Origin of the sequence: Myxococcus sp. AM011 (genome assembly GCF_013372595.1) — a bacterium.
Taxonomy (GTDB): Bacteria; Myxococcota; Myxococcia; order Myxococcales; family Myxococcaceae; genus Myxococcus; species Myxococcus eversor.
Map to the genome: position 1 here is coordinate 18905 of NZ_JABXEM010000111.1, position 14473 is coordinate 33377.

General features: G+C 70.1%; 10 protein-coding genes and 2 pseudogenes. 9 read left to right on the forward strand and 3 right to left on the reverse strand.

Going from position 1 to position 14473, the window contains the following annotated elements; genetic code table 11:
* Positions 1–13 precede the first annotated feature (13 nt).
* Positions 14–748: a TetR/AcrR family transcriptional regulator gene (locus HUW62_RS23010; protein WP_163870650.1), complete on the forward strand. Its 735-nt coding sequence runs from the start codon at positions 14–16 to the stop codon at positions 746–748.
* On the opposite strand, the gene HUW62_RS23015 is transcribed toward HUW62_RS23010, so the two are convergent.
* Together HUW62_RS23015 and HUW62_RS50045 are read right to left on the reverse strand one after the other, a co-directional pair.
* Positions 685–1434 (reverse strand): metal-dependent hydrolase, encoded by a 750-nt coding sequence (locus HUW62_RS23015; RefSeq protein WP_176435628.1) that lies wholly within the window; start codon positions 1432–1434, stop codon positions 685–687. The genes HUW62_RS23010 and HUW62_RS23015 overlap by 64 nt on opposite strands.
* Before the next feature lie 127 nt (positions 1435–1561).
* A pseudogene (locus HUW62_RS50045) lies at positions 1562–1996 on the reverse strand (AraC family ligand binding domain-containing protein); the annotation flags it as partial.
* A 180-nt stretch (positions 1997–2176) separates the two neighbouring features.
* On the opposite strand from HUW62_RS50045, the gene HUW62_RS23020 reads away from it, so the two are divergent.
* A complete protein-coding gene (locus tag HUW62_RS23020) occupies positions 2177–3334 on the forward strand; it encodes a cyclic nucleotide-binding domain-containing protein (protein WP_240357124.1) in 1158 nt (385 codons plus the stop codon).
* Positions 3335–3352: 18 nt separating this feature from the next.
* Here HUW62_RS23020 and HUW62_RS23025 read toward each other — a convergent pair whose 3' ends face one another.
* The gene (locus HUW62_RS23025; protein ID WP_163870654.1) at positions 3353–3769 is read right to left on the reverse strand and encodes a hypothetical protein; all 417 of its coding nucleotides are present in this window, start codon (positions 3767–3769) and stop codon (positions 3353–3355) included.
* A 171-nt stretch (positions 3770–3940) separates the two neighbouring features.
* On the opposite strand from HUW62_RS23025, the gene HUW62_RS23030 reads away from it, so the two are divergent.
* The 7 genes and pseudogenes from HUW62_RS23030 to HUW62_RS48915 all read left to right on the forward strand — a co-directional run.
* Positions 3941–6346, forward strand: coding sequence for a protein kinase (locus tag HUW62_RS23030; protein WP_255203591.1), 2406 nt, complete (start codon positions 3941–3943; stop codon positions 6344–6346).
* Between the two features lie 84 nt (positions 6347–6430).
* Positions 6431–7423 (forward strand): glycine--tRNA ligase subunit alpha, encoded by a 993-nt coding sequence (gene glyQ, locus HUW62_RS23035; protein WP_163870655.1) that lies wholly within the window; start codon positions 6431–6433, stop codon positions 7421–7423.
* Entirely contained in the window at positions 7413–9518 is a 2106-nt protein-coding gene (gene glyS / locus HUW62_RS23040; protein ID WP_176435629.1) for a glycine--tRNA ligase subunit beta, read from the forward strand. Before glyQ ends, glyS begins: the two co-directional genes overlap by 11 nt.
* Before the next feature lie 145 nt (positions 9519–9663).
* Positions 9664–11130 carry a YncE family protein gene (locus tag HUW62_RS23045; RefSeq protein ID WP_176435630.1) on the forward strand — a complete coding sequence of 489 codons (1467 nt, stop codon included), beginning with the start codon at positions 9664–9666 and terminating at the stop codon, positions 11128–11130.
* On the forward strand, positions 11127–13298 hold the full coding sequence (locus HUW62_RS23050; protein WP_368670458.1) for a hypothetical protein: 2172 nt from the start codon (positions 11127–11129) through the stop codon (positions 13296–13298). The genes HUW62_RS23045 and HUW62_RS23050 overlap by 4 nt, the downstream gene beginning before the upstream one ends.
* A 63-nt stretch (positions 13299–13361) precedes the next feature.
* A complete protein-coding gene (locus HUW62_RS23055) occupies positions 13362–14234 on the forward strand; it encodes an FHA domain-containing protein (RefSeq protein ID WP_163870658.1) in 873 nt (290 codons plus the stop codon).
* A 103-nt stretch (positions 14235–14337) separates the two neighbouring features.
* Positions 14338–14473: pseudogene (locus HUW62_RS48915) on the forward strand (prepilin peptidase); the annotation flags it as partial.

Here is a 14473-nt window from a genome sequence, read left to right on the forward strand (position 1 = left end):
CTATGGGGGACAGATGGCCCGTCCACGCAGCGGCAAGACACCGTCGAGTCCTCCTCCGGAGCCGTCCGCTTCGGGCGAGCCGGATGCCCGCGAGCGCCTCATCGCCGCCAGCTCGCGCGTGCTCGCGGAGCGTGGCTACGACGCGACGACGGTGAAGGAGGTGGCGCGCGTGGCCGGGGTGAACCAGGGCCTGGTGCACTACTACTTCGGCAGCAAGGACGCGCTGCTGCTGGCCGTCACGCGCGAGCACAGTCAGCAGTACTCGGAGGAGCTGCGCCGGCTGCGCGAGGAGACGCCGCTGGAGCAACTGGCGGACACGAGCTTCGCGTGGGGCGAGCGTCACCTGCGCGCGTCACCCGAGCAGTTCCGCCTGCGCTATGAGCTGTTCGCGTTGGGGCTGCGCAATCCGGAGCTGACGTCCGCCGTCGCCGAGCTTCAGGCCCAGGGGGACCTGGAGGTGGCGCGGACGGTGGCCCGCTACCGGGGTGGAGACGCGGCGAAGCCTGAGCCCCTGGACCTGCACTACGCGGTCATCATCAAGGCGTGCTTCGACGGGCTCGCGCTCCAGGCGATGCTGGATTCGAAGTTCGACCCATCGCCCATCTACGCGCTCTTGAAGCACCTGGTGTTGTCGAGCGTGGAGGGGCCGGGGGGCGGAAAGCCGGCGCGCAAAAGCACCCGGACTCAGGCGCGCAGGGGCACGCCTCCCGCGCGCCGTCGTCGGGTGTCTCGTCGCACGCCTCGCTGACTCGTGCTGGCTAGCGCGGTCCGCTGTCCTGGCGTGAGGAACCTCACCCGGCGGTCCCCTCGAAACGCGGCGCGCACCTGGGGCTCGGTGGAGAGGGGCTCGAAGGTGCCGTAGTGCATGGGGACGATGAGGGATGGGCGGAAGTACTTCCGGATGGCCAGCGCCGCGGTGTCGGGCCCCATCGCCCAGCGTCCACCTCCCGTGGCGAGCAGGACGATGTCCGGATGGAACAGCTCCTGGATGAGCGACATGTCGCCGAAGAGCCAGGTGTCGCCCGTGTGGTAGAGCGAGCGTCCATCCGCGAAGGTGCGCACGTAGCCCAGCGGTCTTCCTCCCGGCTCCGTCGAGTGCATCGCTGGCACGGCATGCACCTGGACGTCGCCGAGCGTGAAGCCACCTCCCACGTTGACGCTGTGCTGCTGCGCTTCGGGAATCTTCATGGCCCGCAGGTGCTCGCCCGTGGTGACGATGAGCGCCCCCGTCACGCGGGCCAGCTCCGGGGCGTCACCCGCGTGGTCTCCATGGGCGTGCGTCACGAGGATGGCGGTGGGTTTCTCCTCGGCGAAGCGCGCGAGGGACTTCCACGCGGTGGGCGTGCTCGGGTTGTCCGTCAGCCACGGGTCGATGAGCAGGCGCGTTCCTCCAGGAGAGGTGACCTCGAACGCGGCGTGACCGCGCCACGTCACGCGCAGGCCACTGGAGGGCTCGGGCGCCGCATTCGCTCGAGCCGTGGGTGCGGCCGGCGCTGGGGTGTCCGTCGCGGCGCGTCTCGCCGTACTCGGTGAGCAGGGCCTCGAGCGTCTCCGCGACCCGCGATTCACACTCCAGGGAGTCCGGTGTCCGAAGGGCCAGCGCGTCATGGAGCGCGAGGGCCGCGAGCTCCAGGCGTCCCTGTCCGTGGGACAGCGCGGTGCTCAGGTGGGGTGTCCGCGAGAGACCGAGCAGGTGTGCCGCTCGCTCGACAAGGACTGGCGAGAAGGTGACGGACTGCGCGGTGACGGGCGCGTGGATCCGCTCGTCGCGGTGCACCTCGCCCGGCTCCTTGAGTTTGATCCTCCGGCCGGGCCCATGGGTCCAGGTGCGCTTGCGGTACCAGAAGTCGAACGCGCCTCCATACGTCACGGTGAGGCCGTAGCTGGTGGAGTGGCCTGTCCACAGGCGGGTGTCATTCTCCACTCGGACCACCTGCATCTCGGGAACCGAGAGCGGGCGCCAGGCGACGACGGTGGCGGGGCGCGCGTGTGGCATGGTGTTTCGACCTTGATGCTTTCTATCTCACGTTTAGGGTGCTTCACGAGGTAAGGGGCGTCGTGACAGTCGGGGGGGCGCGGTAAAAGCGCTGAACCGGGCCTTTTCTGGCGGCCTACCGGGCCGGAGGGATGTGACATGCCAGGAGCCACAGGCGGTCAGAGCGTGGGGGGCGCACGCATGGGGACGGATGCAGAGGGCGCGTTGCGCGCGGTGCGGTCGCTCGTGGAGCTGGACGAGACGGACGAGGCGGCACAGCTCTACGAGGAGCTGGGCGCCTCGCAACGAGAGCGGCTTCGAAAGCAGGCGGCCCAAGGGCCGGTGAAGGAGCGGCGCGGACTGGTGGAGGTGCTGCGCCGCGCGCGGGATTTCCTGGGCGCCGCCCGACTGATGGATGGCAGCGGCGACGACGCGGCGGCCGCGGACCTCTACGGCCAGAGCGGCCAGTACATGGAAGCGGCGGAGGCATGGCTGCGCGCGGGAGACTCCGAGCGCGCGGCGGCGGCCTTCGAGCGCGGCGGAGCCCTGGAGCGAGCGCTGGAGGTCTATCGCGGCCTGGGCGCGCGCGAGTCCATGGCGCAGTGCCTGGTCCGGCTCAAGCGGCTCTTCGACGCGGCGGACCTCTACCGGGAGCTGGGCCAGCCGCACGCGGAGGTCGAGGCGCTGGGCGGAGTGACGCCCGAGGACCCTCGCTACATCGAGGCCGTGCTGCGGATGTGCCGGCTGCTGGACGTGGAGGGATTCACGCACCGGGCGCTCGCCGTGCTGGTGGACGCGCTGGCCAGCTCCGAGGTGGCTCGCGCGGAGCCCGCGATGGTGACCGAGCGCGCGCGCCTCTTGCGGCGCATGGGGATGAACGCGGAGGCGGAGGCGGTGCTCGGGCGGCGCAACGCGGCCATCGCCACGCCGGTGGCCAACGGATATCGCTTCCTCAAGGCCATCCCCATCTTCAGCGAGCTGGGCCTGGAGGACATGAAGGACCTCTACCGGCAGGCGCGGCAGGTGGTGCTCGCGCAGGGCGCCGTGGTGCTGGAGAAGGGCGAGCCCGGCGTCGGACTGCTCGTGCTCCTGGAGGGGACGGTGGACGTGTTCAGCGGGCCGGATGCGGATGCGCGCCAGCTCAACTCGCTGGGGCCGGGCGCGTATCTGGGGGAGATCTCCCTGGTTCAGGACGGGCCGGTGTCCGCCCACGTGCGGGCCCGCACGGCCGTGCGCGCGCTGCGCATCAGCCGTGCCGCCTTCGAGCACTACCTGGACACCCACGAGGCGGCGGCGCTGCGAATCTACCGGCTCTTCACCCAGAACCTCGCGGAGCGGGTGCGGGCCTTGAGCGCGTGACGCCGGAGTATCCCGGCGTCACTTCCAGGCGCAGCCCTTGATCTTCCCGCAGAAGGTCGCGTTCGTGGCCTTCTGGCAGTCCATGGCGATGCCCATGCACATCTTCGAGGCATACGAGTAGGAACACCCCGGCTGGCTGTTGCAGAAGACGCTCGAGTACACACCGCAGAAGGTCGCCTTGCCGGTGCACTTGCCCGCGCCTCCGCTCGGCGCCGTGTCGTCCTCGGCCTTCGCCGCGTCGTCCTTCCCGGGCGGCTGCTTCGCCGTTCCGTCCTCCGCGTCGCTCGGTGTCGCGGCGGGTTTCGCCTGGGTTTTCTTGTTTTGTGTCTTGTCGTTGGAGGAGGGGCCCTCCGCACTGGCGGGAGGAGCACAGGCGAGCATCACCGCCGTCACCAGTCCCATGACGAGTCCCAGCCGTTGCGCGTGGCGAAGCATCTGCCGTCCTTTCGGCGCGGAGCGCGGTGGCCCCGCCGTGGTTTGAACAGGTCAGTGTAGAGGACTCCTTCCGGGCGTGGGGGTGGAGGCGTGCTCGGCGGCCTGCCCCACCCAAGGGGGTGGGTCCTTTTCGCGCGACTGTCATCGACGGAGGTGGCTCGCGCGGATAACATGCCGGCGCTCATGGCCAGGCAGGATGGCGCCAGCGAAGATCCCGACCGGGGGCGGCGCATTGGAAAATACGAAATCCTCACCCGCCTCTCGATGGGAGGAATGGCGGAGCTGTTCCTCGCCTTCACCTCGGGGCCGGGCGGATTTCGCAAGTTCGTGGCCGTCAAGCAGATCCTCCCGGACATCAAGAAGGACGAGCAGTTCGTCCAGATGTTCCTGGATGAGGCGCGAATCACGGCGGCGTTCTCGCACGCGAACATCGGGCAGGTGTTCGACCTGGGCGAGGACGGCGGCGAGCTGTACCTGGCCATGGAGTTCCTGCCCGGCCAGAACCTGGAGCAGGTGGTCAAGGCCGCCGCGCGCCAGCAGTACGCGCTGCCGCTCGGCTTCATCGGCCGGGTGATTCGCGATACGTGCCTGGGGCTGCACTACGCGCACCACTTCACGGACCCCTCCGGGCGTCCCGTCTCGGTGGTGCACCGCGACGTGTCTCCGAAGAACGTGATGCTCACCTATGACGGCGTCGTCAAGGTGATCGACTTCGGCATCGCCAAGGCGCGCGGTCGGCTGGGGCGCACCCAGGTAGGCACGGTGAAGGGGACCAGCGGGTACATGTCCCCGGAGCAGGTGCGCGGCCAGGGGATGGACGGCCGCAGCGACTTGTTCTCCGTGGGGGTGATGCTGCACGAGATGCTCACCGGCCAGCGGCTGTTCAACGGTCCGCACGAGGCCGCGGTGATGTTGCAGATTGTCGAGGCGAACGTCGTCTCGCCCCGCGCGGGCAACCCGGACATCCCGGAGGCGATGGACGCGGTGGTGATGCGCGCGCTGTCGCGCGACGTGGCGCAGCGCTTCGCGAGTGGCCGGGAGATGGCGCGCGCCATCGAGGCGGCGCTGGGCTCGGAGCTGTTCGACGAGGACGGCATCACCGAGGTGATGGGCGAGCTGTTCAAGGAGAAGCGCCAGAAGACGCGCACGCTCCTGGAGCTGGCCAGCAGCGCCGAGGACGCCCGGGTCAGTGAGGCGGCCGGCGCGCTCCAACAGGATGAAGTGGCCGAGCCCGGGGCCGCGACGCGGGTCCCCACGCCGCGCGCCAGGGCCGCTCCGTCGACGGCGGTGCAGTCCCGCACGGATGTGAGCAGCGCGCCCAAGCCCGTGCCGCAGCGGCGTCCGGCCGCGCCCTCGGACGCGGAGGTGTCCACGCGCGTGGGAGTTGGCAGCGCGCCCAAGCCCGTGCCGCAGCGGCGTCCGACCACGGCGACGGACGCGGAGCTTCCGACGCGCGTGGGTGCTGGCAGTGGGCCCAAGGCCGTGCCGCAGCGCAGGAGCGCCTCGGAGGGTGCCTCGGCGACGCCGCGCAAGCCCCGGCTTGCCCTGGAGTCGGGCCTCTCGCGCACGCCCAGGCCCCGTCCCTCGGAGCCCGAGGAGGCGGTGGAGGATTCGGAGTCGCTCGACGAGCCGAGTGAGCTGTCGACGCAGCAGTTCCGCTCGCGTCCTCCGCGTCCCGGAGCGGCCCAGGCGGGGGCCCGGAGCGGGGCCCGAGGCGCCGCGCGCAATGGGGCCGAGCGCTCCGACACGCCCCGGCAGACGCCCGTGGCGAAGCCTCCCTCGCGCTGGATGGGGCGCCTGGTGCTCCTCCTGGTGCTGGGGGGCCTGGGTTATGCGGCGACGCTGCCCGCCGTCCGAGCGCAGTTCGCGCCCGCGCTCGACTCCGCGAAGGCCTGGGTGAAGGCGGAGATGGACCCGCAGGCCACGAAGGACCCCTCGGAGGCCGCGCCCTGGCCGCCGCAGCAGAAGCCGGGTCCTCCGCCGGGTTTCCCGGGCACGACGTCTCCGGCGGATCCGCGCCCGGGCGCGCAGGCCGCCGCACCCGAGCCCGCGCCGACCGAGCCCGCTCCCGAGGCGCCGGAGCCCGTCGAGAAGCAACCCCCGGAGCCGTCCGGTACGCCCGTCGTGCGCACCGCGTCCGCCACGTCTCCGCGCAAGGGGAAGGACGCCGCGACGTCACCGACGACCGGGAAGGGTGGGGCGGAGGCCTCCAGCAAGCCGACCCCGAAGCGAGGCGAGAGCAAGGCCAAGGACGTGCCCGAGCCGGTCACCACCGTGACGCAGGAAGAGGACGTCGCGGAGGTGATGGACACCAGCACCCCCAAGGGCGCGGCGAAGGCGGGCATGGGGTGGATCACCCTCTACACGGTGCCGCGGGCGGCCGTGTTCGACGGCGCCACCCAGCTGGGCACCTCTCCGCTGCAGAAGTTCCCGCTGCCGGTGGGGACCTACAGCTTGCGGCTGGTCGACCCCACGAACGCGGATGGGGTGAGTCGTCGGTTGTCGGCACCCGTCCGCCCCGGTGAGGTGACGAAGCTGCAGATTCGACTGGAGGACCTCCCCCTGTACAAGGAGTGAGCGCCATCCTTGACGCTCCCGGACCCCCTCACTAGGGTCCGCGGGTTCCTCCTTCGACGCACCGCGAGAAGGACACCCAAAGCTATGTATTTTCAGGATCTGATCTTCACGCTCCAGAAGCACTGGGCCGACCAGGGCTGCATCAACACGCAGCCGTACGACCTCGAGGTCGGCGCCGGCACCATGGCCCCGTACACGTTTCTTCGCGCCCTCGGTCCGGAGCCCTGGAACGTGGCCTACGTGCAGCCCTCGCGTCGCCCCGCGGACGGACGCTTCGGTGAGAATCCGAACCGTCTGTTCCAGCACCACCAGTTCCAGGTCATCCTCAAGCCCGCGCCGAAGAACGTGCAGGAGCTGTATCTGGAGTCGCTGCGGAAGATTCGCATCGACCCCCTGGAGCACGACATCCGGTTCGTCGAGGACGACTGGGAGTCTCCCACGCTCGGCGCCTGGGGCCTGGGCTGGGAGGTGTGGTGCGACGGGATGGAGGTGACGCAGTTCACCTACTTCCAGCAGTGCGGCGGCTTCGACTGCAAGCCCGTCTCCGCGGAGCTGACCTACGGGTTGGAGCGCATCTGCATGTACCTGCAGAACGTGGAGAACGTCTTCGACATTGAGTGGGTCAAGGGCGTGAAGTACCGCGAGGTGTTCCACCCGAACGAGGTGGAGATGAGCCGGTACGCGCTCCAGGAGTCGGACGCGGCCATGCTCTTCGCGCTGTTCGACGCGTACGAGAAGGAGTGCAAGCGCCTCATCGAGCGGCAGTTGCCGTTGCCGGCGTATGACTTCGCGCTGAAGTGCTCGCACACGTTCAACCTGTTGGATGCGCGCGGCGCCATCTCCGTCACGGAGCGCGCGGCGTTCATCAAGCGCGTGCGCGACAACGCGCGGCTGTGCGCTGAGGGCTACCTCCAGATGCGCGAGCGCCTGGGCTACCCGCTCCTGAAGACACCGTGGACGGTGGGAGAGCAGCCGGCCATCCTCGAGGGCAAGCCCGCCAGCGAGTACTGGAAGACGGTGCAGCTCAACAAGCCGGTGGAGAAGAAGGAGAAGGCGGAGGTGACTCGTGGCGCGTGATCTGCTGCTGGAAATCGGCGCGGAGGAGATTCCCGCGTCGTTCATCGGCCCCGCGCTGGAGGACCTGCGTCGCGTGTTGACGGAGCGCATGGCGGAGGCGCGCCTGAAGCACGGTGAGGTGAGCGTCTACGGCACGCCCCGGCGGCTGGCGGTGCTGGTGCGGGACGTGGCGGACGCGGGCGAGGACGTGGTGAAGGAGGTGCTGGGGCCCAGCGCCAAGGCCGCGTTCGACGCGCAGGGCAAGCCCACCAAGGCGGCGGAGAAGTTCGCCGAGAGCCTCAAGCTGTCGGTGGACGCCCTGGGGCGCTCGCAGACGGCCAAGGGCGAGTACCTGTCGGCGCGCGTGGAGGAGAAGGGGCGCCCGGCGGCGGACACGTTGAAGGACGCGCTGCACGTCGCGGTGCACTCCATCAACTTCCGCAAGTCCATGCGCTGGGGTGACGTGGAGTCGTCCTTCGCGCGCCCGGTGCAGTGGCTGGTGGCGCTGCTGGGCGGGGACGTGATTCCCGTCGTCTTCGGCGACGTGAAGAGCGGCCGTACCACCCACGGTCACCGGTTCCTCTCGCCCGGCGCCATCGAGCTGAAGGCGCCCGCGGACTACGAGGCCTCGCTGGCGAAGGCGAACGTCGTCGCGGACATCGCGAAGCGTCGCGCGCAACTGGTGGAGAAGCTGGCGGTGGCGGCGAAGGCGGCCGGCGGCAAGCTGCTGGAGGACGAGGGACTCGTCGACCAGGTGACGAACCTGGTGGAGCTGCCCAGCCCCGTTGTCGGGACGTTCGAGGAGCGGCACCTGGACCTTCCTCCGGAGGTGCTGGTGCAGGAGATGAAGAGCCACCAGCGCTACTTCTCGCTGGTGGACGGGGCGGGGAAGCTCCTGCCCAAGTTCATCGCCGTGTCCAACACGCCCGTGCGTGACGAGCAGCTGAGCCTGCGCGGCTACCAGCGCGTGCTGCGCGCGCGTCTGGCGGACGGCCGGTTCTTCTACGACGAGGACCGCAAGACGCCGCTGATGGACCGCGTGGAGAAGCTGGGCCGCGTGGTGTGGCAGGGGCAGCTGGGCACGTATCTGGAGAAGGTGGAGCGCTTCCGCACGCTGGGCGTGTGGCTGGCGGTCCAGACGAAGCGGGCGGGGGAGAGCGCGACCATCGAGCGCGCCGCCACGCTGGCCAAGGCGGACCTCGTTACCGGCATGGTGGGCGAGTTCCCGGAGCTCCAGGGCGTCATGGGCCGCGAGTACGCGCGCGCCAGTGGCGAGCCGGAGGCGGTGGCCCAGGCCATCTTCGAGCACTACCTGCCTCGCGGCGCCGAGGACGCGCTGCCCACGCAGGACGCGGGCGCGCTCATCGGCATCGCGGACCGGCTGGACTCGCTGTGTGGTATCTTCGCCATCGGCAAGGCACCCAGCGGCGCGGCGGACCCGTTCGGGTTGCGCCGGGCGTGCATCGCCATCATCCGGCTGGTGCTGGGGCGGGGCTACCGCTTCAGCCTGGCGGGGGCGGTGGACGAGGCGCTGCGGCTGCTCGCGCCCAAGCTGGCCAACGTCAAGCGCAAGGCCGGTGACGCCGCGCCCCGTGAGCAGGTGCTGGAGTTCTTCCGGGGGCGCCTGAAGTCCCTGTGGGGCGAGCAGCACCGCACGGACGTGGTGGAGGCGGTGCTGGCGGCCGGGTTCGACGACCTCGTCGCCGCGCACAAGCGCCTGGAGGCGCTGAGCCTCCTCGTCGGGCGCGCGGACTTCCAGCCCCTGGCCGTGGCCTTCAAGCGCGTGGTCAACATCGTGGAGAAGCAGGGCCGTGACGTGGCGGGCGGGCAGACGCAGGCCCAGAAGCTGGTGGACGACGCCGAGCGGCAACTCCACTCCGCCTTCACCCAGGCCCGAAACTCCGTGGCGGGGTTCGTCCAGTCGGACGACTTCTCCGGCGCCCTGAAGGAGATCACCGGCTTGAAGCCCGCCGTGGACACCTTCTTCGACAAGGTGATGGTGATGGCCGAGGACAAGGAGCTGCGGGAGAACCGCATCCGGCTCCTCGTGGAGATTGGCGCCCTGTTCAACCAGGTGGCCGACTTCTCGAAGATCCAGGCCGAAGCGGCAGCCTGACGGCCGTCTTGAGGCTGCCTGCCCCCCGGGGGATGAAGCATGTCCCCGGGGGCGCTGGTTCGTCGGTTTGCGGGCTCCCGGGAATGGAGGGGCCCCTTTCCGGTTGCCCGGGGGGAGGCCCCTTCCTACACTCCGCCCCCCTCTGATGCGCGCCTACCTCGTCACCTCCGTGCTGCTGCTCGTGTCGTGTTCCGTCGACTCCGAGCCGAAGCCTCCGCCGTCCACTCGCCTCGTCTATCCGAGCGGTGTCGCCTTCTGGCGCCCCGAGGCCACCACTTCCACGAATGGATTTTTGTACGTGGCGGGGGCGAACTTCGACAAGTGCTACGGCTCCGGCGCGGTGACGGCGCTGGACCTCGACGCCCTGGGCCTGCGGCCCTTCGGCAAGGACTTCACCGACACCGCGGAGGTGGCCGCCTTCCCCGCGCGCATCACCGACCTGCACGTGACGGAGCCGGCCTTCGTCTTCATCGACAGCTTCGCGGGTGAGATGGCGCTGTGGAGTCCGCCCGGCCGCCCGCCCCGGCTGTTCGTCCCGACGCGAGACGAGGCCAGCTTCCTCCAGGTCATCGACGTGTCGGCTGACGGCGCGAACCTGAGTTGCGAGCAGGGCGGTGGCGGACGCGACTGTCGGGTGAATGCCCTGTCGCTGGTGGGAGTCCCGGGGTCGTCGAAGGACGGCGTGCCCGGCGCCCCGTCTCCCATGGGTGTCGCCGTGGAGCGCTCCAACCCGGACTCCCGGGTGTGGGTGACGCACACGGAGCTGGTGGGGCCGCCCGCCGCCCAGTCCCAGACCGAGCTCCAGTCGTACCTGGTCGACCTTCCCGCCTCGGCGCCCGACCGCGCGGAGCTGAGCACGTCCAGCTTCGTCCCGCTGGGTGTCAACGGCCTGCTGGCGGGTGCGGCGCACTCGGTGGCCATCGGCGGCCGGTACCTCTATGCCTCCGGGCGCAACTCCTCCACGAACCAGTTGGGGGCGCTCGCCGCCACCTACGTGTTGAGGCTGGTGGACCGCACGGCGACCGAGCGGGTGCTCGAGTCGGACCTGCGGGCCATCTACTCCATCCGCGAGGCGCGCGGCATCGCGGTGGCCCCGCTGATGATGCGCGACAACCCCACGCAGGTGGACCCCAACCGCGAGCGCGTCTACCTGCTGGCGCGCGGCCCGGACACGCTGCTCGTGCTCGACATCGAGAACGCGCTGTCGGACCTCCCCACGCTGCGGGTGGTGTCCGCGCAGTCGCTGCCGGAGGGTGCCAGCGAGCTGGAGATCATCGTGCGCGGTCCGGGCCGGGGCAGCCTGGTGGCGGTGACGGGCAGCGGCGACGAGGCCGTCTCCATCTACGACGAGGAGGTGGGGCAGCTCGTCGCGCAGGTGCTCGTGGGAGACCAGGACCCGGCGCAGCCCAGCCAGCCCTTCGGGCTGACGGTGGACGTGCGAAACAACGCGGCGCGCCTGTTCGCGACGACCTTTGGCGACGGCCGTGTCGCCGTCATCGACATTCCCAACCTCGACCGGCCGCAGGACGCGCGGCGGGTCGCCCTGCTCGGCGTGCAGCAGCTCCGCGACACGCGTCAGGGCACCAGTGTGTGCCAGGAGTCCTCCCCGTGAAGCGCGCAACCCTCACCGTCCTCGCCGCGTGCGCCGGGCTGACCGTCGGTTGCTCCGACACCCAGGCCACGACGGGCTTCGCCGGACTGTCCGGCACCTATGACCTGACCCTCGTCGGCGACCTGGTCTTCGTCACGTCCTCGGATCGCGACGAGCTCCAGGTGCTGGACCTGGCGGCCAACCCCAAGCAGTTCATCTCCGCGCCCAACCCGCTCCAGACGCTGGCCATCCCAGTGCTCGACCGGCCGGACTCGCTCACGCACGACGTGGGCTTCAAGGCGGACGGCTCGGAGCTTCCGGGGCCGTATGTCTACGCGCGCAGCGCCGGGGCCTCGCAGATCTCCGTGGTGGCCGCCGCCCGTGCGCGGCTGGTGCAGATGCAGCGATTCACCGGGCGCAGTCTGGTGACGGCCTTCGCGGCCCGCTCGCCGGACGTGCGCCCCGAGGGCGAGCCGCCCGCGCCGAGCGTGCTCTACTACGCCATCCAGGACCCCGACGCGCTCCTGGACACGGACACCGGCGGGGCGCGCATCGAGCGCCAGCTGGTGCCCGGTCCGGAGGCGCTCGAGGCCGGAGAGGTCGCTCCGCCCTCGGTGACGTTGTTCTGCCTCCAGGTGGGCGAGTCCGTCCAGGCGATGACGGTGCTGCCCGGCAACCAGCTCGTGGTGGCCACGCGGCAGGCGTCCGGGCAGGCCGGGCGCACGCTGGTGGTGACCGACACGGGTCCGACGGCGAGCGCGGACTGCCTCACGCCCTCCGCCGCGACGCGGGATTTGTCCGCGGGCTTCGACAACACGCCCGTGCGCTTCGTGGTCTCCCATCCCCGCGTCACGCTGCGGCAGGACGACCCGTCGACGCCGACGGTGAACGAGTTCTCCGAGATGCCCGCGGGTCAGTTCGTCTATGGCATCAAGGACGAGGTCGCCTGCGGCGGGGCGCCGGAGTGCACCGGCGTGCTCGCGGTGGACACGACCACGGGCCTGCGCGCCACGGACCTGAGCGGCGCGCCCATGTTCCCCATCCGTCCCCCGGATGGTCTGCCCACGGGCCTGGCGCTCGTGCCGAGCGCGCTCTTGCAGTTCATCGTCATCGGCGAGGGAGGCTCGGTGGTGACGAATGACGTCGGCTCGGTGCCGCTGCTCGGCCTGATGCCCTCGTCCAACGGCACCATCACCGCGTTCTCCGCGGGCGACAGGCGTCACTTCGACCTGGATTCGCGCAAGGCGTTTTTCACCGCGGTGGCCCGCAACGCGTCGGAAGAGGCGATCGAAATCGGCGCCAACGTGAACACGCTCGTCAACGTGTCGCAGAGCCTGAACTACCCCTGTGACCCGGCGAACCCCACCGGGCAGAGAACCGCCGACCAGACGGGCCTCTTCGAGGGCTCGGTGCCAGACGGCATCTTCCGCTTCGTCTACCAGGGTGCGTTCCCAGGAATGATCGACCTGCAGCGGGACCTGTCGACACCGACGACCTTCGAGGTTCCCCAGTCCGCCGTGGCCAGCCAACAGGTGAGGGAAGGGGACGTCGTTGTCCTGGCCAGCCTGGACATCATCTGCACGACGGATCTGGTCGTGTCGTCGGTGCAGCCCGCGGCGGAAGCGGGGAGGGCGCGGTTGGAGACGCTCACCCCCATTCCGGAGAGCTGCTCGCAGCTCCCGCTCTTCACGGTGCGTGCGTCGGGACCTCAATCCTTCCTGCTGGTGGACCAGAACGGCACCCTATTGTCCCGAGACGTGACCGGGACGAGCGCGACCGTCCCCGGGTATGAGATTCCGACGGCCTACACCTTCCACTCGGCGGACTTCCTGGCGACGACGTCGCTTTCGGGCTGCGACTCCGGAGCGCTGACGGTGCCCCTCTATCCGACGACGCCGCCTCCCCTGCGCCTGCGCGCGGAAGCCGTCCAGAGCCTCGTCCGAGGCGACCGCTACGTGGTGACGGTGGGCTCGGGCGTGGCCACCTACGTCGCCGGAGTGGACACCTCCAACAACTCAGGAGCGGCGCTGCAGTTCTACACGCTGCCGGGGCCCGTGGCGGCCTCCCAGGCGGGCGGCGCGGGGCTGGCCTACATCGCCTACCCCTCCGCCGATGGAATTCTACAGGTGAACCTGGAGCTGCTCTTCCCCAACGCCCTCAACGCCCAGGCCCTGGTGAGGCTCGACTAATTGGGCGTGGCCTGGGGTGTCTGATAGAGTCCGGGTCATCCTGTACCGTCCGAGTCAAGACCGATGATCGATCAGAACTCACGCCCCGCCCGCAAGGTCGGAATCGCCGACCACTTGTGGGACACGTACGAAGAGATGGCCCAGCAGATGGGCTCGGACCGCGATGCGCTGATCAACCAGGCGCTCTTCATGTTCGCGCGTCTGAACGGCTTCATCGAGGCACGCTCCCGAGCGGAGGCGCACGCCGCGCCCGCCGCCGTGGCCGCGCCCGCGCGTCCGGCCCCCGTCTCCGCGGCCCCCGCTCCCCGTGCCTCCGCTCCTCCGGTGCTGGCGCCCGCGCCCGCTCCGAAGGCGGAGCCTCCTCCCCCGCCTCGCCCCGGTGGCCGTTCGTCGGCCGCCGCGGAGGAGCGGGCTTCCGCCAACGGCCTGGACAATGACCCGGTGCGCCGCGAGGTGGCCGAGCGCGTCCTGGAGACGGCCGCGGAGCTGGAGCGCCTCATCAAGGGCAAGAACAACGAGCCGCCCCCTCCCAACGACGACATGGTCGAGGAGGATGAGGAGCCCCTGCCCGATCAGGACGACCCGGGGCTCGAGGACGAGCAGGCCGAGCCCGAGGAGGAGGAGCAGGTCGACGAGCTCCCCGACGAGGACGAGGGCTCCGCGCTGTTCCTCGTCACGGAGTCGGGAGACCAGGAGCGCATCATCAAGGAGCGCTTCGTCATCGGCCGCGGCAAGCACTGCGACTTCGTCATCAACTCCGGGAAGGTGTCCCGCGAGCACGCCGTCATCTCCCAGGAAGGCCACGATTGGATCATCGAGGACCTGGGCTCCTCCAACGGCACTTGGTTCAACAAGCAGCGAATCAAGCGCCGGAAGATCGAAGACGGGGACGAGTACTTCATCTGCAGCGAGAAGATCCGCCTCGTGGTCCGGTGAGCCGACCCCGTCTTCCGGGGCGACTCGCTGTTCGCCAATTGACGGCCTCCAGGCGTCCCTGGTTTGATACCGGACGCCTGGACGCGAATGGGACAGGCGACGGATGACGCCTGGACACATCGCGCTGTGGACGATCCTTGGAGTGGCCCTGGTGATCTCGGTGGTGACGGACGTCATGCGCCGGGAGATCCTCGACGTGGTCACCTACCCGCTGATGGCGGTGGGGCTGGGAGTGCGCC